General features: G+C 31.2%; 15 protein-coding genes, 14 tRNA genes and 1 pseudogene. 1 reads left to right on the forward strand and 29 read right to left on the reverse strand.

Translation table 11 applies throughout. The features are described 5' to 3' along the window. Positions 1 to 2 precede the first annotated feature (2 nt). From CM240_RS10710 to rdgB, 26 genes and pseudogenes are all read right to left on the reverse strand, one after another. Entirely contained in the window at positions 3 to 803 is an 801-nt protein-coding gene (locus CM240_RS10710; RefSeq protein WP_044039038.1) for a hypothetical protein, read from the reverse strand. A 143-nt stretch (positions 804 to 946) separates the two neighbouring features. Further along, positions 947 to 4,138 (reverse strand): carbamoyl-phosphate synthase (glutamine-hydrolyzing) large subunit, encoded by a 3,192-nt coding sequence (gene carB / locus CM240_RS10715; protein WP_044039039.1) that lies wholly within the window; start codon positions 4,136 to 4,138, stop codon positions 947 to 949. 19 nt (positions 4,139 to 4,157) lie between these two features. Further along, positions 4,158 to 5,222: a glutamine-hydrolyzing carbamoyl-phosphate synthase small subunit gene (gene carA / locus CM240_RS10720; protein WP_044039040.1), complete on the reverse strand. Its 1,065-nt coding sequence runs from the start codon at positions 5,220 to 5,222 to the stop codon at positions 4,158 to 4,160. A gap of 293 nt (positions 5,223 to 5,515) precedes the next feature. Further along, positions 5,516 to 6,415 carry a dihydroorotate dehydrogenase gene (locus CM240_RS10725; protein WP_044039041.1) on the reverse strand — a complete coding sequence of 300 codons (900 nt, stop codon included), beginning with the start codon at positions 6,413 to 6,415 and terminating at the stop codon, positions 5,516 to 5,518. A 1-nt stretch (position 6,416) separates the two neighbouring features. Continuing rightward, a complete protein-coding gene (locus CM240_RS10730) occupies positions 6,417 to 7,148 on the reverse strand; it encodes a dihydroorotate dehydrogenase electron transfer subunit (RefSeq protein WP_044039042.1) in 732 nt (243 codons plus the stop codon). Beyond that, positions 7,148 to 8,011 carry an orotidine-5'-phosphate decarboxylase gene (gene pyrF / locus CM240_RS10735; RefSeq protein WP_044039043.1) on the reverse strand — a complete coding sequence of 288 codons (864 nt, stop codon included), beginning with the start codon at positions 8,009 to 8,011 and terminating at the stop codon, positions 7,148 to 7,150. The genes CM240_RS10730 and pyrF overlap by 1 nt, the downstream gene beginning before the upstream one ends. Positions 8,012 to 8,029: 18 nt before the next feature. Then, complete coding sequence (locus CM240_RS10740) at positions 8,030 to 9,217, reverse strand: dihydroorotase (protein WP_044039044.1); 1,188 nt, start codon at positions 9,215 to 9,217, stop codon at positions 8,030 to 8,032. 98 nt (positions 9,218 to 9,315) lie between these two features. Continuing rightward, on the reverse strand, positions 9,316 to 9,516 hold the full coding sequence (locus CM240_RS18010; RefSeq protein ID WP_242838504.1) for a hypothetical protein: 201 nt from the start codon (positions 9,514 to 9,516) through the stop codon (positions 9,316 to 9,318). Continuing rightward, a pseudogene (gene pyrB / locus CM240_RS10745) lies at positions 9,496 to 10,413 on the reverse strand (aspartate carbamoyltransferase); the annotation flags it as partial. The gene CM240_RS18010 and the pseudogene pyrB, both read right to left, overlap by 21 nt. Positions 10,414 to 10,720: 307 nt before the next feature. After that, positions 10,721 to 11,386, reverse strand: a complete 666-nt coding sequence (locus tag CM240_RS10750) for a leucine-rich repeat domain-containing protein (RefSeq protein ID WP_044039046.1) — start codon at positions 11,384 to 11,386, stop codon at positions 10,721 to 10,723. 188 nt (positions 11,387 to 11,574) lie between these two features. Beyond that, a tRNA-Arg gene (locus tag CM240_RS10755) sits at positions 11,575 to 11,651 on the reverse strand. A gap of 41 nt (positions 11,652 to 11,692) precedes the next feature. Next, positions 11,693 to 11,766, reverse strand: a tRNA-Gly gene (locus CM240_RS10760). A gap of 44 nt (positions 11,767 to 11,810) precedes the next feature. After that, positions 11,811 to 11,884, reverse strand: a tRNA-Gly gene (locus tag CM240_RS10765). 32 nt (positions 11,885 to 11,916) lie between these two features. After that, a tRNA-Leu gene (locus CM240_RS10770) sits at positions 11,917 to 12,000 on the reverse strand. A 5-nt stretch (positions 12,001 to 12,005) separates the two neighbouring features. Then, positions 12,006 to 12,081: transfer RNA gene (locus tag CM240_RS10775), tRNA-Lys, on the reverse strand. 3 nt (positions 12,082 to 12,084) lie between these two features. Beyond that, positions 12,085 to 12,159, reverse strand: a tRNA-Gln gene (locus CM240_RS10780). 6 nt (positions 12,160 to 12,165) lie between these two features. Continuing rightward, positions 12,166 to 12,241, reverse strand: a tRNA-His gene (locus CM240_RS10785). Positions 12,242 to 12,248: 7 nt separating this feature from the next. After that, positions 12,249 to 12,324: transfer RNA gene (locus CM240_RS10790), tRNA-Lys, on the reverse strand. A gap of 3 nt (positions 12,325 to 12,327) precedes the next feature. Beyond that, positions 12,328 to 12,404, reverse strand: a tRNA-Arg gene (locus CM240_RS10795). An 81-nt stretch (positions 12,405 to 12,485) separates the two neighbouring features. Then, positions 12,486 to 12,559: transfer RNA gene (locus tag CM240_RS10800), tRNA-Gly, on the reverse strand. A gap of 120 nt (positions 12,560 to 12,679) precedes the next feature. Continuing rightward, positions 12,680 to 12,755 (reverse strand) — tRNA-Pro (locus CM240_RS10805). Between the two features lie 39 nt (positions 12,756 to 12,794). Next, a tRNA-Arg gene (locus CM240_RS10810) sits at positions 12,795 to 12,871 on the reverse strand. 334 nt (positions 12,872 to 13,205) lie between these two features. Next, positions 13,206 to 13,279, reverse strand: a tRNA-Gly gene (locus CM240_RS10815). Positions 13,280 to 13,463: 184 nt separating this feature from the next. After that, positions 13,464 to 13,539, reverse strand: a tRNA-Pro gene (locus tag CM240_RS10820). An 85-nt stretch (positions 13,540 to 13,624) separates the two neighbouring features. Continuing rightward, positions 13,625 to 14,104 (reverse strand): metallophosphoesterase, encoded by a 480-nt coding sequence (locus CM240_RS10825; protein ID WP_044039048.1) that lies wholly within the window; start codon positions 14,102 to 14,104, stop codon positions 13,625 to 13,627. A gap of 19 nt (positions 14,105 to 14,123) precedes the next feature. After that, positions 14,124 to 14,717, reverse strand: a complete 594-nt coding sequence (gene rdgB / locus CM240_RS10830; RefSeq protein ID WP_044039050.1) for an RdgB/HAM1 family non-canonical purine NTP pyrophosphatase — start codon at positions 14,715 to 14,717, stop codon at positions 14,124 to 14,126. 96 nt (positions 14,718 to 14,813) lie between these two features. Between rdgB and CM240_RS10835 the strand changes: the two genes are divergently transcribed. Next, on the forward strand, positions 14,814 to 16,175 hold the full coding sequence (locus tag CM240_RS10835; RefSeq protein WP_044039052.1) for a hypothetical protein: 1,362 nt from the start codon (positions 14,814 to 14,816) through the stop codon (positions 16,173 to 16,175). Positions 16,176 to 16,487: 312 nt separating this feature from the next. Here the strand turns inward: CM240_RS10835 and CM240_RS10845 are convergent, their stop codons facing one another. Genes CM240_RS10845 through pcrA form a run of 3 tightly spaced genes read right to left on the reverse strand, consistent with a single transcriptional unit; the run spans position 16,488 to position 21,067 of the window. Then, entirely contained in the window at positions 16,488 to 16,808 is a 321-nt protein-coding gene (locus tag CM240_RS10845) for a hypothetical protein (protein ID WP_044039056.1), read from the reverse strand. A 19-nt stretch (positions 16,809 to 16,827) separates the two neighbouring features. Further along, a complete protein-coding gene (ligA, locus tag CM240_RS10850; protein WP_173400242.1) occupies positions 16,828 to 18,819 on the reverse strand; it encodes an NAD-dependent DNA ligase LigA in 1,992 nt (663 codons plus the stop codon). Positions 18,820 to 18,829: 10 nt separating this feature from the next. After that, positions 18,830 to 21,067 carry a DNA helicase PcrA gene (pcrA, locus tag CM240_RS10855; RefSeq protein WP_044039060.1) on the reverse strand — a complete coding sequence of 746 codons (2,238 nt, stop codon included), beginning with the start codon at positions 21,065 to 21,067 and terminating at the stop codon, positions 18,830 to 18,832.

A 21,067-nucleotide genomic window follows, 5' to 3' on the forward strand; every position in this document is an offset into this window, starting at 1 on the left:
CTTTATTCTCCACTAACTTTTCCTGTATCATCTACATAATAAGTAACATTGTTAACTGTAACTTTTAAGCCTTTTCCTTCTACATATTCATCAATAGATACATTTTTACCTCCAAATAAAGAAGAGCCTTGAACACTTAATGTATTATGTTCTCCTGTAGCTATATCATATTTCCATAAATATAATTCATCTTTAAACCAAGGCACTGAACTAGTATATATTATTATATTATCACCTGCAAATTTAGGATCTCTAGTCCAGTTAAAATCACTATCGCTAGAAAGCATTCCTTCTCTAGTAGTAATACTTCCCTTAGTTGATTTATATTGTTTATATGTTATATCTGTAACATTTCCTGTATTGTCAACTAAAGCCATTGTTTGTTCATTTGTATCATATAAAACTGCTTTGTCACTACTGTTATTAAGTATACTTTCTAAATTAGAATTATTACTTTCTATTGATAATATTTTATTATCTTTATCTATTTCTAATGTTATTTGTTCATTACTTGGAAGTGTTACATCTACTTTTTTATTTTCTTCCTTTTCATCTGCAACTTCTTCTTTTTCTTCTGATTTTTCATCTTTTGAAGCCTCTTTTGGTGACTCATTACTTTCTTTCACTTCACTCTTATGTGATTTGAAAGATTGTATCATAGATTTTATATCAGATTTCTTAATAATGAACAATCCCCCACCAGTAACTATTAAAATAATAATTATAATTAAGGCAATTCTCCTATTTCTTTTTCTTTTTACCTCTTGTCTGTAATTGCTACTAAATATACTTGGTTTCGCCATCGGATTTCCTCCCCCAGTATTATTGTTAATTATATTAATTATACTATAAATCGTTATAAATGATACTATCTTTTATGATTATACAATATTTTTTAATAAAAGTTAAAGAAAATCCAGCTACAGCTGGATTTTCTTTAAGCAATTTATTTAGCAAAATACTCATTCATCGCCCTATATTCTACTTTTTTTCCTACTTTCTTAACCTTTATAGCTTTTAAATAGCTTTCAGCGGTATCAATACAAGTGAATAGAGGTATCTTATATTCTGCTGCTCTTCTTCTTATCTTAAATCCTTTTGTTCCAACATTATTCCCTTTAGTTGGAGTATTTATTATTATATTTATCTTTCCTTCAGGCATTGTATCAATAATTTTATCTAATGACATTTCAGTTGCTTCAATACCTTTATTTCTTAGATGATTTAATGTTTCATCGTTAGAATAAACTTTAAATCCTAATTCCATATATTTTTTTACAAGATCTATGCCTTCTTCTTTATCTACGTCTCTTAAAGAAACAAATAAATTTCCTTCTGTGCATATATTTACATTACTTGCAACGAAACCTTTATATAGAGCTACGTCTAATTCTTCATCAACACCTAAAACCTCTCCAGTAGATTTCATTTCAGGTCCTAAATAAGTATCAACGTTAACTAATTTTTCATTAGAGAATACTGGAACTTTCACAGCATGTAATTTAGCTTCTCTATTTAATCCTACACCATATTCCATATTAGCAAGCTTCTTACCAAGCATTATTTGAACAGCTATTTTAACCATTGGAATATTAGTAACCTTTGATAATATTGGTACCGTTCTTGATGCTCTTGGATTAACTTCAATAACTAAAACTTTTTCCCCATCATATACATATTGAATATTTACTAACCCTTTAATATCTAATCCTTTTGCTATCTTCTCTGTATAGTTAATTAAATCTTCAACAATATTTTCTGGAAGACTATATTCTGGATAAACAGTTATTGAATCTCCTGAGTGTATACCTGTTCTTTCAACATGTTGCATTATTCCAGGAATTAATATATTATCTCCATCACAAAGTGCATCAACTTCTATTTCTATTCCTTGAATATACTTATCTATCAATACTGGATGTTCTGTTGATAATGTTACAGCTTCACTCATATATCTTTGAAGTGTAGGTCTATCATAAACAACTTGCATTGCTCTACCACCGATAACATATGATGGTCTTACTACTACCGGATATCCTAATTTATCAACAGCATCGTAAGCTTCTCCTACAGATGTTGCCGCATATCCCTTTGGTGATTCTATTCCTATACCAGCTAAAAATTCATCAAATTTTTCTCTATCTTCAGCAAGATCGATAGCATTAAATCCTGTTCCCAATATATTTATACCTTTAGCATCTAATTTTTCTGCAAGATTTATTGCTGTTTGACCACCAAATTGTACTACAACTCCATATGGTTTTTCTTTATTGATTATATCTAGAACACTATCTATATATAGAGATTCAAAATATAATTTATCTGAAGTATCAAAATCTGTACTTACTGTCTCTGGGTTGTTATTGATAATTATGGATTTATATCCAGCCTCTCTTATTCCCCAAACACCATGAACACAACAATAATCGAATTCAATTCCTTGACCTATTCTTATTGGTCCTGATCCAATAACAATAATCTTTTTATTATCAGAAATTTTATTTTCATCTTCTGAATCATAGCAAGAATAATAGTAAGGTGTAGCTGCTTCAAATTCTCCTGCACAAGTATCAACTATCTTATATACAGGTTTAACATTATCTTCTTCTAAAATTCTTTCAATTTCTTTTTCTGATTTCTCTGTTAATGCAGCAATTTCTTTATTTGTAAAGCCCATTTCTTTTGCTTCTCTTATAGGTTTCTTTACTAAGTTATTATTTTTTAGTGACATTTCCATCTTAATTATCTTTTTAAGACCATTTAAGAACCACTTATCTATCTTTGTAACTTCATGAATTTCGTCTACAGTAGCTCCTTGTCTCATCGCCTGAGCTATAGCAAAAATTCTTTCGTCATCTTGCATTTTTATTTTTTCTATAAGTTCATCTTTTCTCATATAAATAAACTTTTCAAGTCTTATCGCTGTAAGACCACCTTCAAGAGATGTAATTCCCTTTAATAGTGCAGCTTCAAAGCTTCTATCAATACTCATTACTTCTCCTGTAGCTTTCATTTGTGTTCCAAGCTTTCTTTCCGCTGTAACAAACTTGTCAAAAGGCCATTTTGGTATTTTCACTACCACATAATCAAGAGCTGGCTCAAAACAAGCTGATGAATTTTTAGTTACATAGTTTCTAAGCTCATCTAATGAATACCCTATTGCTATCTTAGCAGCTATTTTTGCTATTGGATATCCCGCTGCTTTAGATGCAAGAGCAGATGAACGTGAAACTCTTGGATTAACTTCAATTACAACATATTCTTGACTTTCAGGATTTAATGCATATTGAATATTACATCCACCTTCGATTTTTAAATTTCTTATAATCTTAGTAGCGGCACTTCTAAGCATATGATATTCTTTATCTGTTAATGTTTGAGAAGGTGCTACAACTATAGAATCTCCTGTATGAACTCCTACTGGATCAAAATTTTCCATGTTACATACTATTATACAGTTATCCTTACCATCTCTTATAACTTCATACTCAACTTCTTTCCAACCTGCTACAGATTGTTCTAAAAGTATTTGCCCTATAGGACTCATTTTTAGTCCTCTAGTACATATTTCCTTAAGTTCAGCACTATTGTTAGCTATACCTCCACCAGTTCCTCCTAGTGTATAAGCCGGTCTTATAATAACTGGAAATCCTGTATTTTCAACAAATTCTTCACACTCTTTTAGGTGAGTAGCTATTATACTTGCTGGAATCGGCTCATTAATTTCAAGCATTAGATCCTTGAAAGCTTCTCTATCTTCTGCTTTCTTTATGGCATCTGCATTTGTACCTAAAAGTTTAACACCATACTTATCTAGGATTCCATCATCTCTTAAATTCATAGCTAGGTTTAATGCTGTTTGGCCTCCAAAACCTGCTAATATGCCATCAGGTTTTTCCTTCTTTATAATCTCTTCTATTACATCTTCTTTTAATGGCTCTATATAAACTTTATCTGCAGTGTTTGAATCTGTCATTATTGTAGCGGGATTTGAATTTACTAAAATTGTTTCAATTCCCTCTTCTTTTATTGCTTTACAAGCTTGAGTACCTGAGTAATCAAACTCAGCCGCTTGCCCTATAATTATTGGTCCTGATCCTAAAATTAAAACCTTTTTTAGTTCTTGATTTCTTGGCATAATAATCCTCCCTACCTAACTATTCATTCATAAGTGCTATAAATTTATCGAAAAGATACTCTGAGTCTTCTGGTCCTGGAGCACCTTCTGGATGGAATTGTACTGAGAATAATGGAAGTGTCTCGTGTCTCATTCCTTCTACAGTATTATCATTTAGATTTCTGTGAGTAATTACCATACCCTTACCTTCAAGAGATTCATCCTGTACTGCATAACCATGATTTTGTGAAGTTATATAAGCTCTATCTCTATCTATGTCATATACACCATGGTTACCACCCCTATGACCATACTTTAACTTATATGTCTTTGCTCCTATAGCTAATGCTATTATTTGATGTCCTAAACATATACCAAAGATAGGTTTTTTCCCAATAAGCTCTCTAACTGTCTCTATAGCTTCTGGAACTTCCTCTGGGTCCCCTGGTCCATTTGATAAGAATATTCCGTCTGGATTATCTTTTAATATTTCTTCTGCCGTTGTATTATAAGGATATACTTTTAAGTTACAACCTCTTGCTTTAAGGTTTTCTAATATATTATTTTTTATACCATAATCTAAAACTGCAACAGTTTTTCCTGGTCCATAAATATATTCAATTTCTTTTCTAGATACTGCTTTTACAACTTTAGTATCTACTTCTGTATTCTCTAATATATCTTTAAGCTCTTCATCAGTTAAATTTTCTGAAGTAATAAGTGCTTTCATCGCACCCTTATCTCTTATTTCTCTTGTTATACTTCTTGTATCAATTCCAGAAAGCCCTATTACTCCTTGCTCTTTTAAATATTGGTCTAAATCTTTTTCATTAGTCCAATTTGATGGTTCCATGCAAAGACTTTTTACTACGAATCCTTTTGCAAAGATTCCTCTACTTTCTTGAAATAATGATGAAACCCCGTAGTTTCCTATCAATGGATAGGTCATTGTTATTATTTGTCCCGCATATGAAGGGTCTGTAAGAATTTCCTGATATCCAGTCATGGATGTGTTAAAGACTATTTCTCCTACGAAAGTACCTACTGCTCCAAATGCAGTTCCTTCATATTTTCTTCCGTCTTCTAAATATAATATTCCATTCATTTAATCCACCTCTTAAATCGAATTTTTAGAGTATTTGGAATATTCATACAGCTTATAAAAAGACCTTCTGCCGGCGCAGAAGGTCTATATTGTTTACCGTATTTCCCAAATACCTTCTCAGCCTCTCTGGACTGTACTTAAAGGTAAGCAATTTTTACTATATCTTATCACCTTAGAGCGCTTGTGTCAATCTAATTTTTGTTAATTTTATTTAATATTTCTACTACCTGGCTTTACAAAGCAGACACTAATCTTTATCATAGATCTCAACTTCTATGCACAGTTTATATGAGTTATTTAATTATTCCTCTAATTTCATTTAAATCCTTAATTCCTTGATTTTTCATGTATTTTTCTACACCTTCAATTATATCTAAACCAATATCAGGCTTAAGGAAATTAGCTGTACCTATTTGAACAGCAGTAGCTCCTGCCATTATAAATTCTATAACATCCATCCAATTACTTATTCCACCAAGTCCTACCACTGGTACATCAACAACTTGGCATACTTCATGAACCATTCTAAGTGCTATAGGCTTTATTGCTGGGCCTGAAAGTCCTGCTGTTACATTATTGAATACTGGCTTTCTTTTATATATATCTATAGCCATTGCTTTAAATGTATTTACTAAGGATAATGAGTCAGCTCCTGCTTCTACACACTTTATAGCCATATCTTGAATATTTTCAGCATTTGGTGATAGCTTAACCATTAATGGCTTTGTGCATACCTCTTTAACAGCTTTAACTACTTCATAAGCTACCTCGCATTTAGTACCAAATGCCATGCCTCCATGCTTTACGTTTGGACATGATATATTTAATTCTATCATATCAACATCTGTTTTCGTTAATAACTCTGTTCCTCTTAAATAATCATCAATAGTTCCACCACCAAGATTAGCGATAACTACATTACCGTAACTTTTCATATGTGGTAATTCTTTTTCTATAAAAGCTTCTACCCCTGGGTTTTGAAGTCCTACTGAATTCATCATACCACTTGGTGTTTCCCACATTCTTAATCCGTCATTTCCTTCTTTAGGATTTATAGTTAAACCTTTTGAAGAAATCCCACCTAATTTTCCTACATCATAGAAATTACTAAATTCTTCTCCAAATCCAAAAGTACCTGATGCAGCTATTATAGGATTTTTAAATTCTACTCCATTTATGTTAACATTCATCATACTACACTAGCTCCTCCCCAAGGAATACTGGACCATCTTTACAAGTTCTCTTATTTCCTTCTTTAGTCTTGCAAGTACATACTAAGCATCCACCAACGCCACAAGCCATCTTGTTCTCTAATGACACGTATATTTTTGTATTCTTCTCTTTACAAATAGCCATTACAGCTCTCATCATTACTTCTGGTCCACAGCAAAGGATAACATCATAGTCTTCTGGATTAAATATCTCTGTTACAAAACCTTTATGTCCTTGTGATCCTGATTCTGTAGATACTTTAACTTCATTAACATACTTTTTAATTTCATCTATATAATAAACTTCATCTCTAAATCCAGCAAAGAAATCTACTTTAGATGCACCTTCTATTTTTTTTGATACATATAACATAGGTGCTATACCTATACCACCTGTAACAATTCCTACTTTTTTACCTTTTAACTCTTCTAAGTTAAATCCATTTCCAAGAGGTCCTGTTAGTTGTATTCTTTCTTTTGGTCTCATGTAAGAAAACTCTTCTGTTCCTTTTCCTGCTACATGATAAAGAAATGTTATACCTTCTTCTGTAACATCATTAATTGATATAGCTCTCGGTAATAACACTGAAGAGTTATCTTTCTTTAACATATAAAATTGTCCTGCTTTGCAGTTAAAGTCCCCCTTAACCACCATCTTAAATATTCCTTCAGCTACTTTACTATTTTCTAATATTTCATAATAACCCGTATCCATTATTTACACCACCCTAGAATATCATCTCTCATTGAAATTGATTCTGCTCTTGCAGCTTCTGCATATGACATTCCTTTATATTTATCTTTTTTATATGCTAGTAAAATTCCTCTTGATGAATTTACTACACCACCATTTCCATTCTTTAAGTATAATGCAACTTCTTTAGCAGTTCCACCTTGCGCTCCATATCCTGGTATTAAAAAGAAGGTGTTTCCTAATGCTTCTCTCATTTTTACAGCTTCATCAACATGAGTACATCCCATAACTGCTCCTATTGAAGAATATCCACAAGTTCCTGTTACCTTCTTACCTAACTCTTGAACCATTTCTCCCACTTCTTCATATACCTTTTCGCCTTTTACTGTTTCTATATACTCAACATCTTTAGCCCCTGGGTTTGATGTTCTCACTAATGTAAATATACCTTTATCATACTTTTCTAGATATTCCATAAATGGTTCTATTGTATCCATTCCCATATATGGATTTAATGTGATAAAATCCGCTTCAAAATCCCCTGTGAAGTGTGCTTTAGCATACATTTCTGCAGTTTTAGCTATATCTCCTCTTTTTATGTCCGCTATGATTATTGCATCTTTTTCTCTTAAGTATTCTAAAGTCTCCTTATAAGCTAACAGGCCTTCTATTCCTAATGCTTCATAATAAGCTATTTGAACCTTATATGTTGACACTACATCTAATGTCGCATCAATTATTCCTTTATTAAACTTAACAATGGCTTCCCTATTACTTGAAGATTCTTTTATAATTTCTTCTGGTATATAGCTTAAATCTGTATCTAACCCTAAACATACATGTCCTAGCTTTTCAACTCTCTTATATAATTTATCAATTATCATACTAAACACCTCACTAGTCTATTTTTTATATACTATCTTTCCGCCTTTTACTGTCATTAATACTTCACCAAAATATTTGCTTCCATTAAGAGGCGTATTTTTACCTTTTGATTCAAATTTTGAACTATCTATAATAATTTCTGTATCCTCATCAACAAGAACTAAATCTCCTTCAATGCCTGGTTTTATAGCTCCTTTATTGATTTTCATAAGCTCTGCAGGTCTCTTTGACATAAGATTTGAAAGCTCACTAAGAGTTATGTGCCCTTCTTTTACTAAAGCGCTATAACACATTGAAAAAGCTACTTCTATACATGAAATCCCTGGTGCACCATTAGCCTTATCTTCTGCTGTATGAGGTGCATGGTCTGTTCCTATTCCATCTACATATCCCATTTTAATAGCTTCAATGACCATCATTCTATCTTCCTCACTTCTAAGTGGAGGATTTACTCTATATTTTATTTCATCATTTAAAGCTATATGATGAGGTGTAACTTCACAAGTAATATTTTCATACCCCTCATCTTTTGCATTCATTATATAATCTAATGCTTCCTTTGTAGATACATGACTTAAATGCAAATGTGCTCCAGTATATTTAGCAAGTTCTATATCTCTTATAGTCATAAGATTTTCTGCTAAAGTATGACTTATTGGTAATATCTCATCATCCTCAGCATGAGACATAATTCCAACTCCCATTTCCTTTGCCTTTACCATAGCTTCATACATTACTTTATTATTTTGAACCCCTCTACCATCATCAGTTAAGAATTTAACCTTTGAATCTACATTATCTAAGTGGCTTAATGTCTTTCCATCTAAATTTTCTGTAACTGTTATACATTGATTTAAATCACAAAAACCAACTTCTTTTCCCTTATTAACTACATAATCATAAACATCCATACTAGAAGCAGTCGGCTTAGTATTACCCATTAAATTTACAGTAGTATATCCCCCCTTAACCGCAGCTCTACTACCTGTTTCAATATCTTCCTTATGAGTAAGACCAGGATCCCTAAAATGACAATGTAAATCTACAAAAGCAGGCATCAACGTCTTTCCTTCCCCATCTATAACATCACAAGACTTCTCTAAACCTAAACCTACATCACTTATTTTTCCTTCTTTTATATAAACATCCCCATGGAATTCTCCACTATAATCCACTATCTTTACATTCTTAATTAATAAATCCATAAATCCTCCTTCTTCAGTGCACAGTTATTGTAGTTTTTCCCACGGAAAAACCTATTTTAAAGAAATTCCACAGGAATTTCTCCCTTCACTGTGCACTGTTATAGTATTGCCTTATCACAATATCCACATCTATAAAATTCTTCACCCTCAATTTTATAGATTCTCTTGAATGGTTGTGTCTCTGCATTAGTTATACAATTCTTATTGTTGCACTTTACTTCTTTATTAACTATTACTTCCTTATTACTTTTCTCACACTTTGCTCCATTATCTGAAACTAATCCTAATATAAGTGCAATTAATGCCATTCTAGCATATATTCCGTACTCTGCTTGATCAAAATATGCTGCTCTTTTATCCTCATCAACATGATAATCTATTTCATTTACTCTTGGAAGAGGATGCAGTATTATCATATCTTCTTTTGCATTTTCTAACTTATCTACAGTCAATATATAACTATCTTTTAATCTTTCGTATTCTTCTTTATCTGCAAAACGCTCTCTTTGAATTCTAGTCATATAAAGAATATCTAAATCCTCTATATGTTCTTCTAATGATGTTGTTTCTATGTATTCTACATTACCTATTCTATCTAACTCTTCTTTTATATACATTGGAATATCTAGTTCTTTTGGCGATATCATTACAAATGAATTACCTTCATATCTTGCCAACGCTTTTATTAATGAATGTACTGTTCTTCCAAATTTAAGATCACCACAGATGCCTATTCTCAAATTTGTAAGCCTTCCTAGTTTTCTTTTTATTGTAAGTAAATCTGTTAATGTCTGAGTTGGATGTTGATGTCCTCCATCACCAGCATTAATAACTGGATATTTTGAAAATTTTGATGCTAAATATGCAGATCCTTCTTTAGGATGTCTCATTGCTATAATATCCCCATAAGCAGATACTACTTTTATAGTATCCCCAAGGCTTTCTCCCTTTGCCGCTGATGATGAAGCTGCTTCTGAAAATCCTAAAACGCCTCCCCCTAATCTAAGCATGGCACTTTCAAAAGATAATCTCGTTCTAGTACTTGGCTCAAAGAATAACGTCGCTAGAATTTTTCCTTTTGCTATCTCTGAATACTTTTCACGATTCTCCATCATATCTTCCGCTAATTTGAATATCTCTTCATATTCTTCTAGTGAAAGATCTTTTGGGTCAATTAAATCTTTACCTTTTAACATAATGTTCCTCCTTTTGAGACACCTTTTATCAATAAAAGTAATTATTTTAATTATAATATTGTGTAATAAAAAAGCCTTCCCTAAGGGAAGGCATAGTTATCCTGTTAAAATTGTATGCACCACTGCATACCTATTGCAATTTACCTACCCTTTCTAGCCTCTCTGGACTAGCTTTAAAGGTTATTCTGTTTATTAAAAAAATACTAACACACTGAAGTTGCTTTGTCAATAATGTATAAATTAATTATATTTAACTATATTTGAAAATCATAAAAGGCTAATTAGTAAACATAACACATCTCACAGATTAAACTTCTAAATCATATACTTCTAGATTCTCTAAAGTAGAATAATCTTTAATAGGATTACCACAAAGACATAAGTAAGTAATTGACGGTATATCTTTTAAAAACAATATTTCTTCTAGAAAATTGTTAGATATATCAAGCTCATCTATATAATCTAACTTATCAAATCCTGATAACTTAGATATTTGATTATCACCAAGATTTAAAAATTCAATATTAGTAAACATTTTTAAATCGATTTCACCTTTAAGAAAATTCATTGATAAATCTAAGTCATATAATTCTGTTAATGATCTCAATGGAGTAATATCTTTTATATTATTATCATCTAAAAATAATCTTTCTAATTTTGATAACTTCTCTATTGGTTTTAAATCAGAAATGTTATTTTCCCCCAAATCTAAATAAGTTAACTTTGTCATTAATCCCAAGAATTCTATATTATCTATATTACATTTTCTCATTCTCAAAGCTTTTAAATTTGGGATTTTCAATACTTCATAAAAATCTTCTATTTTTGCATTATATAAATATAGCTTTTCTAATCTATTTAAACTCTGATTACTTTCTTTCATTGATTTTAAAACCATCTTATATAATTGATAACTTTTAAATCTTACTCCTTCTATAATATATGTGTCAGTTTTATCAAAAAGTTCAAGCATACGAGTCCCCCCATTATTGTTTTACTAATATAATATGTACCACTCTCTTAAAGGTGACTTTTTTTATTAATTATTATATTTATATTCCTACGCTTGAAAACAATTACAATAAATGCATAAAAAAAACCTTGAGGGGAACTCAAGGTCTAAAGTTAGTGATTTATGTTAATTTTACGTAATGCCTTATTTGGTGCGCCCAGCGGGAGTTGAACCCACGGCCTTCAGATCCGGAGTCTGACGCTCTATCCAACTGAGCTATGAGCGCTAACTGCCCATAATTAATTGATTTTTATTATAACTTAAAATTGGAGCGGGCAGCGGGAATCGAACCCGCACTATCAGCTTGGAAGGCTGAAGCACTACCACTATGCAATGCCCGCATAGTATTTTTTATTAATGTGCTAAAGAAATAAATAACTTAAAATGGAGCGGGCAGCGGGAATCGAACCCGCACTATCAGCTTGGAAGGCTGAAGCACTACCACTATGCAATGCCCGCATAATGTATTTTTATTTCTTCTATACCATAAATGGTGCAGGTGAAGGGAGTCGAACCCCCACGCCAAAGGCGCTAGATCCTAAGTCTAGTGCGTCTGCCAGTTCCGCCACACCTGCTTATATGGTGGCTCACCGGGGAATCGAACCCCGGACAACATGATTAAAAGTCATGTGCTCTACCAACTGAGCTAGTGAACCTTATGGCTGGGATAGCAGGATTCGAACCTACGAGTGTCGCAGTCAAAGTGCGATGCCTTACCGCTTGGCGATATCCCATTACAATGGGGTGACCGATGGGACTTGAACCCACGACAACCAGAATCACAATCTGGCGCTCTACCAACTGAACTACGGCCACCTTAAATTGGTGCGTCATCAGGGAGTCGAACCCTGGACACCCTGATTAAGAGTCAGGTGCTCTACCAGCTGAGCTAATGACACATATGGTGCGTCTTTAGGGATTCGAACCCCAGGCCCACGCCTTAGAAGGGCGTTGCTCTATCCAGCTGAGCTAAAGACGCATATTCTTATTCTACTATAAGCTTTATATACTTCTAGTGAATATATTTAATATAGCTTTTAATACATCTTAAAAGATGTTGTGGAGCGGGCAGCGGGAATCGAACCCGCACTATCAGCTTGGAAGGCTGAAGCACTACCACTATGCAATGCCCGCATAATATTTTCAAAGCTTAATTGCTATTCATCAGTCTATTTCCTATTAACTTCCTCAGTCATCATTTCCTCGTACTGCTCGTTTCTTGAAAATAGATGTTCTACAGTTTTTATTTTTTAATGGTCGGGGTGACAGGTCTCGAACCTGCGACCTCATGGTCCCAAACCACGCACTCTACCATCTGAGCCACACCCCGATAACTGGTGTTCTACCAGTTAGTGTAATAATACACATATGGTGCGTCTTTAGGGATTCGAACCCCAGGCCCACGCCTTAGAAGGGCGTTGCTCTATCCAGCTGAGCTAAAGACGCATATTCTATTCTACTATAAGCTTCGTATTACTTCGTCAACTGCGTCACTCACTTCACTCGAATACATGGAGTATTTCTCGCTTGTTCGTTCCTTGTTTCCTCGTACTACTCGTTTCTAGCGAATACCTTGCTATTCTACTATAAACTATTTGTTTTTAGTGAATACCTTTGTTTACTTTAAGCTTTGTATTATTACTTTTTTATTTAGTTTGTTTTGTGTTTCTCTCACAGCACGTTTTGTATTTTACTAAATACTTTTGAGCTTGTCAACATCTTTTTTTAAATTCTTTTTTAGGAATTTTCTTCCTTTGAATCTTTCAATAAAAAGATGTTATGGAGCGGGCAGCGGGAATCGAACCCGCACTATCAGCTTGGAAGGCTGAAGCACTACCACTATGCAATGCCCGCATATCATTCTTTAACCTTGTTTCATCCATAAGGCTATTTCCCATAAACCTCGCATTACTTCGTCAATTTCTTCCTTCGGTCGTTCATATACCATAGTATTATTCACTTCCTCAGTCATCATTTCCTCGTACTACTGGTTTCTCGAAAATAGATACTCTTACTACTTTTCAACAATGTTATTAAATGGTCGGGGTGACAGGTCTCGAACCTGCGACCTCATGGTCCCAAACCACGCACTCTACCATCTGAGCCACACCCCGATTGTTTGTCGCTTTCTTTCGGCGACAAAAATTATTCTACACTAAAGATATAATATAGTCAACACTTTTTTTGTTTTTTTATAAATTAATCTATTAACATTATACTTGGAGTCACCTTACTCCCTTCTATATCAATGATTGCAAGGGAGTTTTGACCCTTACGCGGCAATGATACAGAACCAGGGTTAATGATCCATAACCCTTCTTCAAATAATATATTTGAGATATGAGTATGTCCATATAATACTATATCAACTTTTAACTCTAATCCTCTGTAAAGAAGTCTCTGCATTCCTTCTTTAACACCATAAAAATGTCCATGAGTAATAAAAATCTTCTTACCACAAAGTTCTATTATCTTTTCATCTTCTGCTGAAGATGAAAAATCACAATTTCCTCTAACACACTCTATTGGTATATCTAAATTTCTTTTGTAGATTTCTACATCCTTAGTATTATCTCCTAAATGTAAACCAATATCAGGATTTATAGTTTTTATATATTCTAAAGACTTGTATATACAATAGTTATCTCCATGAGTATCACTTAATGCTACTATCTTCATACTTTTCTCTCCTATATATCTATATATTGTTCAATTTTCCTCTTAGTTTTTTTAACGCCTCACCTCTGTGACTAACGCTATTTTTTTCATCCTCTGTAGTTTGTCCAAATGTTTTATTAAATGGTGGATAGAAAAATAAAGGATCATATCCAAATCCACTTTCTCCTTTTTCTTCCTCTAATATATATCCTCTTACTTCACCTTCAACTCTAATATCTACATCTTGTCCTAATAAAACTAAAGCACATTTAAATGCAGCTCCCCTACTTTCCATAGGAACCGATAATAATTCTTTAAGTAACTTCTCATTATTTTTTTTATCATTTCCATGTTCTCCAGCATATCTTGCTGAATAAACTCCCGGCGCTCCATTAAGATAATCTACAGCTAGTCCTGAATCATCTGCTAAAACTAATACATTTTCTTTATTTTCTATAAAATCTAATATAGCCTTTGCTTTTATATAAGAGTTTTCTATAAAAGTTGTCCCATTTTCTTCTGGATCTATATTAATACCTTCTTCTTTAAGAGATACAACATTATACTCTTTTAATATCTCTTTTATTTCTTGTATTTTATGCTTATTATTACTTGCCACAATTATTTTTTTCACTGTTTCTCCTCCTATAAAAATGATATTTTACCAAATTCATATTAATTATATCCATATCATATAAATAAATGAATTACTATTTAGGTGGTGACTATTTTGAAATATATAGGTCCATTTTTAAGAATGAACTCTCTTAATCAATCAAAAGTTAATAATCAATTATTTTACTTTGCAAAAGAATCTTTGAAACAAATAGTTTTATATTCCAAATGTGGAATAACATTAAAAGGTTCTTCATTAGAAAAAACTCTCCCTAACAATGATATTAACATAGTCAAAAATATTTCTCCACTATTATGCATATATAAAAAAGCTGATTCAAAAATATCTTTAAAAAATAAAAATTTCACTTTTCCATCTCATTCTTTAAAAAAAGAAGTAGAAATACGTTCTAATGGTTATATGATACTATCTTTATTAAATCTATATAAGTATTATAAAAACTTTACTACGGATTATTCTAAGGAATATTGTATATTATTTAAAGGAGTTGCTAAATCTCAGCTAGATTTTTGTGTAGCTCATCTTAGAAATGCCCAAGGTTTTTTTGTTGATAAAAAAGATCTTTCTGACAATATATTAAGCGAAGTGAAATTTTTAGATAAATCACAAAAAATATCATTTTGTAATCAAGCTTTAATGATGAATTGTTTTTATTTATATTCTTTAATCGATGATACAGAATCTAGCGATGCATATAAGACATTTTCTCTAGATATATTAAATGCTTTTATAGTAGATAGAGATAACTTATATTCAATGAATAATGACGAATATGTAGAATTTTTATTTCAATTATGTATTTTCTATGAAACATCAAAAAATGTAGATGCAATGTCTCTTATACTTGATTTAGAAGATTATTATACCGAAAACACCTGTGGAGCACATAAAACTTCATTTACAACAGAATTGTTAATGTCATTATGTAATAAATTAATGTTTGATTTATTTAATCTTGATAAGTTTAAAGAAAAAGAAGAAATAATAAAAGAAACTCTTATAAGATATTTTGACGATGAAACATACCTTATTTTCAGAGATGATTCTGAAGACAAAGTATATTCAGAAGATATTATACTTTATATAATAAACCTATTAGAAAGAGATATAGAAGATTCATCTGATATAATATCAAAAGTTTATAAAACCGCTCTTTGTGACAATGGTCTTATTTTATCTTTTATAGATGCACCTGAAATGGATAATGAGGAGAGATATAGAAACCAAACTCTAAAATCTGAAGATTTATTAGAAGAAAACAATTTCTCTCCTTCCCATGATTCATCTTATATAACTAAAGGATATGCCCCTATATTTTTAAAGCGTTTAGAACTTAGCAGAAAGAAAAATAAAATTAAGATATCTAAAGATAATTTTTACTCTAGTAGAAACATGTTTATATTCTATTTAATATTAAAATATATGCCTCCAATTTTTGATAATAATGATGATTAATTAGTAACGTCTTCTTTATAATATTTGTTGATATGATATAATATATTTTATAAATTATAAAGGAGATTCGATTTATGTTAACAGTATTGTTTTACATTTTAATAGTAATTTCACTATTGACATTTTGCATAATATCAATTTGGAGTTTTGTACTTTTTAATAAATTCTACAATCAAATTAAATACAAAAATTATCTTCTAGAAAAATTGAATCAAAATATTTCATTACTAATTAAAAACAAAAAAGATGAAGACCAATAATAAAAAGGATGTTGTATAGTAGATATAAGTTACAACATCCTTTTTTATATATTTAATTAACATTTAAAAACATAAATACTAACGATATAAATGCTATAATAACGCACCCAATAGATTCGATAGGCATCTTATTTTTACTCTTAAAATCATATAATGATACACTTCCAACTATCATTGTTATAGCTAACATAATTTGAAATACTTCATATCCTATTTCATATTTCATACTTATATAATCATAACTTAATAACATCGTAACTATAAGTATAAATATCGTAATACAAATTAATATCCATGATAAAACATCTATAATTTTATGAATCTTTTTTTGTCTAGAAGTATAATTAAACTTTTCATTTTTATTTTCGTCCAAAGCTAACTCTTCCCCCTATTTACTTTATCATTTCTAAGAATTCTTCCTCAGTTAAAATCTTAACTCCTAAAGCAATAGCTTTATCATATTTTGATCCAGCTTTTTCTCCAGCTAAAACATAATCAGTCTTCTTAGATACAGAAGAAGCAACCTTAGCTCCTAACTCTTCTAACTTTTCTTTAATTGTAGTTCTAGTAAAATTCTCTAACGATCCTGTTACCACTACAGATTTTCCTGTAAATACACTTTCTTCAGTATTACTTTCTTCATATATAGGTGATACTCCGGCCTCTAAAAGATCATTAATAGATTTTTTTATATTTTCATCACTAAAGAATTCTAATATTGACTCTGCTACAATATCTCCAACATCTTCTACTGAAATAAGCTCTTCTGCTGTAGCATTCATTATGTTGTCTAGTGATTTAAATCTCTTACATAAATCTTTTGATGTCTTAAGACCTACATTAGGTATTCCTAAAGCATATATAAAAGAATATAATGGAGCCTTTTTACTTCCTTCTATGGCATTTAATAAGTTGTCTGCTTTTTTCTCTCCAAACTTATCTAAAGTTAATAATTCCTCTTTCTTTATGGAGTACAGGTCACTTAAAGCTTTTATATCTAACTTTTCAAATAATGCCTCTGCTGTTTTTTCACTAAATCCAGGTATATTCATTGCTTCCCTACTACCATAATGAACTATACTCTTTACTAATTGAGGCTTACAAGATAATGAGTTTTCACAGAAATAATGTGCTCCTTCTAAAACAATATCACTACCACAATATGGACACTTTTCTGGTGGTGTAATTTCTTTAGCGTTTTCTCCTTCTTCTGCTACTCCCATAATTTCAGGAATAACATCATTAGATCTTCTAACAAAAACTCTTGAACCTATTTTTACACCTTTTCTCATAATATCATCCATATTATTTAGAGTTGCACGTTTTACTGTAACACCTGCTAATTCTACTGGTGATAATATGGCTGTTGGTGCCACTCTTCCACTTCTTCCTACATTCCACTCTACATCTAAAACTTCTGTAGTAGCTTCTTCAGCTTCAAATTTTAAAGCTATAGCCCATTTAGGAAACTTTACTGTATACCCAAAAACCTCTCTAGTTTGTATATCATCTATAGCTATAACAATTCCATCTATATCGTAATTTAGATCACTTCTTATATCACTAATATATTTACCTTGTTCTATAACTTCTTCTATAGTATTACACTTAACGATATAATCATCTACTGGAAAACCTTTTTCTTTGATGAAATCCATCATCTCCATATAACTTTTAAATGGAGTTCCCTCATTATATCCGATATCATAAAAAAATGCTGATAAATTTCTTTTAGCAGTTTCTCTTAAATTTAAATTTCTTAAAGCACCAGCAGCACCATTTCTAAGATTTTTTAATGGCACGTCAGCATCTTTATTATAGTTTTCAAAAGCTTCCTTAGTCATAATTGCTTCACCATGAATTTCGAAAACATCATTAGTATCAATTTTAAGAGGAATTGACTTAATAGTTTTTACATTACCAGTAACCTCTTCTCCTACTTCTCCAGTTCCTCTTGTAGCTGCTACAGATAATATTCCATTATTATCATATGTTAAATTCACTGTTAAGCCATCAAATTTTTTAGTAACAATATAAGATATCTCTGGTAACTTATCTTCATGAGTGCTATTATACTCACTTATAAGCTTTCTATTTTTCTTATCCCATTCAATAAGTTCTTCTGATGTTTGTGCCTTATCTAAACTCCACAACTTGCCTTTATGGGTATACTTATTAAAACCAGGAAGTACCCCATCACCTACTCTTAATGTAGGTGAATAAGGCAATACTATACCGCTAGACTTTTCTAATTCTCTAAGTTCATCATAAAGCTTATCATATTCCTTATCTGATATAGTTGGATTATCTAAAACATAGTAATTATGTGAATGTTTATTTAATGTTTCTACTAATTCTGATATTCTCTCTTTTATATCCATAATAACCTTCCTTTTACGCTAATTGAAGTGGTGCTATATCTAATCTCAAAACTTTTACTCCATTTGACATAAATGCAATAGTTGCATATGTTCCTTCCTCTTTTTTAGATAAAGAAACTATTGTTCCTTCTCCAAATTTTTGATGTCTAACTTTAAGTCCTATAGTAGCTGTATCTGGATCTAATACAGACTTTTCGCCGCTATTTGCTTTAGGTTTACTACTTGCTATACCAAAAGATCCATTACTTCTAGTGTTAAATCCAGAAAAGCCTTTAAATTTACTATTCCCAGTTTCACCAACAAATTTTTTCTTTTCAACACCTATATATTCTTTTAAGTCTTTATTAATTTCTGATATAAAATCTGATGGAGCATAAGATACTGTTTTACCATATACCATTCTATAATCAGCATGAGTCATATATAACATTTCCTTAGCTCTTGTTATACCGACATAACATAATCTTCTTGACTCTTCCATTTCTGTTTGAGAATCAAAAGAAGCTGTTCCTGGGAATATTCCATTTTCCATCCCTACCATATAAACTACAGGGAACTCAAGACCTTTAGCTGAATGAACTGTCATAAGAACTACTGCATCTGCATCCTCATCATAATTATCTACATCACTATTTAATGTATTTAATTCTAAAAATGCCGCTAAAGATTTATCTTCATTATTTTTTTCAAATTCAACGGCAGCAGAAACTAATTCCTTAAGGTTCTCTATTCTACTTACATCCTCAGGTGCATTAGACTTCTTAAGCTCTTCAACATATCCTGTCTCTTTTATTACTTCATCAATAAGTTCTGATACCTTAATTTCATCTTTCTTTCTCATAAACGAACTCATAAGTGAAGCAAACTTATTTATTGATGTTGTAGCCCTAGGTGTCAAAGTAGGTATCGTTTCACAATCTAGAACAGCACTAAATAACGGTAATTCCGTGTATTCAGCATATTCCTTAAGCTTATTTACAGTAGTATCACCTATATTTCTCTTCGGAACATTTATAATTCTCTCTAATGCAACAGAGTCTAATGAATTATTAATAACCTTTAAATAACTCATTATATCTTTTATTTCTTTTCTATCGTAGAACTTTAATCCACCAATTAATCTATACGGAATCCCTCTTGATAAGAATTTTTCTTCAAATAAACGTGATTGTGCATTAGTTCTATACAGTATAGCAAAATCATTATATTTTTTATTCTTATCTTTTATAATATTATCCATTTCATTACATACAAAATCAGCCTCATCTTTATCAGAATGAGCTCTATAAATTTTTATCTTTTCACCAGACTCATTATTAGTCCTAAGAGTCTTTAAATGTTTGTGTGGATTATTTCCAATAACTGAATTAGCCGCATCTAATATATTTGCTTTTGAACGATAATTTTCTTCTAATTTTATTATCTTCGCATCCTCATAATCCTTTTCAAAATCAAGAATATTTTTGATATCAGCACCTCTCCAACCATATATGGATTGATCATCATCTCCAACTACAAATAAATTTTTATGTTCACTAGCTAATAATTTTGTAAGTAAATATTGTGATCCATTAGTATCTTGATACTCATCCACCATTATGTACTTAAATTTTCTTTGATAAAAACCAAGAACATCTTCATTTTTCTTAAATAGCTCTACAGTTTTATATATAAGATCATCAAAATCTAAAGCATTATTTTCTTTTAACTTTCTTTGATATAATTCATAAACATCAGCAATTTTATTTTCTCTAAAGTTCTTTTCATTTTCTAACTTATATTGTCTAGCTGAAATAAAAGCATCTTTACAACTTCCTATCTTAGACGCTATTTCCCTATCAGTTATATCCTTATCATTTATATTTAATTCTTTCATACATTGCTTAATTAATGTTTTAGAATCGTAACTATCATAAATAGTAAAGTTTTTATTATATCCAAGCTTATCTATTTCTCTTCTTAAAATTCTTACACAAGTTGAATGGAATGTAGAAATCCACATAGAACCAACTTCAATCTCATCACCTATAAGATTTTTTACTCTCTCCCTCATTTCTTGTGCTGCTTTATTAGTAAAAGTAATTGCTAATATATTAGAAGGATATATGTTGTAATTTTGAATCATATTTGCAATTCTATATGTTAAAACTCTAGTCTTTCCAGATCCTGCACCCGCTAGAACTAAAACTGGTCCATTAATGGTCTCAACAGCCTCATATTGTTTTTCATTAAGTAACTTTTTTAAATCCAT

The organism is Clostridium bornimense, from assembly GCF_000577895.1.
Taxonomy (GTDB): domain Bacteria; phylum Bacillota; class Clostridia; order Clostridiales; family Clostridiaceae; genus Clostridium_AN; species Clostridium_AN bornimense.

Bases quoted from the DNA above. Each gene is read 5' to 3' on its own strand.
- CM240_RS10710 (WP_044039038.1), bottom strand. From the start codon at position 803: ATGGCGAAACCAAGTATATTTAGTAGCAATTACAGACAAGAGGTAAAA.
- carB (WP_044039039.1), bottom strand. From the start codon at position 4,138: ATGCCAAGAAATCAAGAACTAAAAAAGGTTTTAATTTTAGGATCAGGA.
- carA (WP_044039040.1), bottom strand. From the start codon at position 5,222: ATGAATGGAATATTATATTTAGAAGACGGAAGAAAATATGAAGGAACT.
- CM240_RS10725 (WP_044039041.1), bottom strand. From the start codon at position 6,415: ATGATGAATGTTAACATAAATGGAGTAGAATTTAAAAATCCTATAATA.
- CM240_RS10730 (WP_044039042.1), bottom strand. From the start codon at position 7,148: ATGGATACGGGTTATTATGAAATATTAGAAAATAGTAAAGTAGCTGAA.
- pyrF (WP_044039043.1), bottom strand. From the start codon at position 8,011: ATGATAATTGATAAATTATATAAGAGAGTTGAAAAGCTAGGACATGTA.
- CM240_RS10740 (WP_044039044.1), bottom strand. From the start codon at position 9,217: ATGGATTTATTAATTAAGAATGTAAAGATAGTGGATTATAGTGGAGAA.
- CM240_RS10750 (WP_044039046.1), bottom strand. From the start codon at position 11,386: ATGCTTGAACTTTTTGATAAAACTGACACATATATTATAGAAGGAGTA.
- CM240_RS10825 (WP_044039048.1), bottom strand. From the start codon at position 14,104: ATGAAGATAGTAGCATTAAGTGATACTCATGGAGATAACTATTGTATA.
- pcrA (WP_044039060.1), bottom strand. From the start codon at position 21,067: ATGGATTTAAAAAAGTTACTTAATGAAAAACAATATGAGGCTGTTGAG.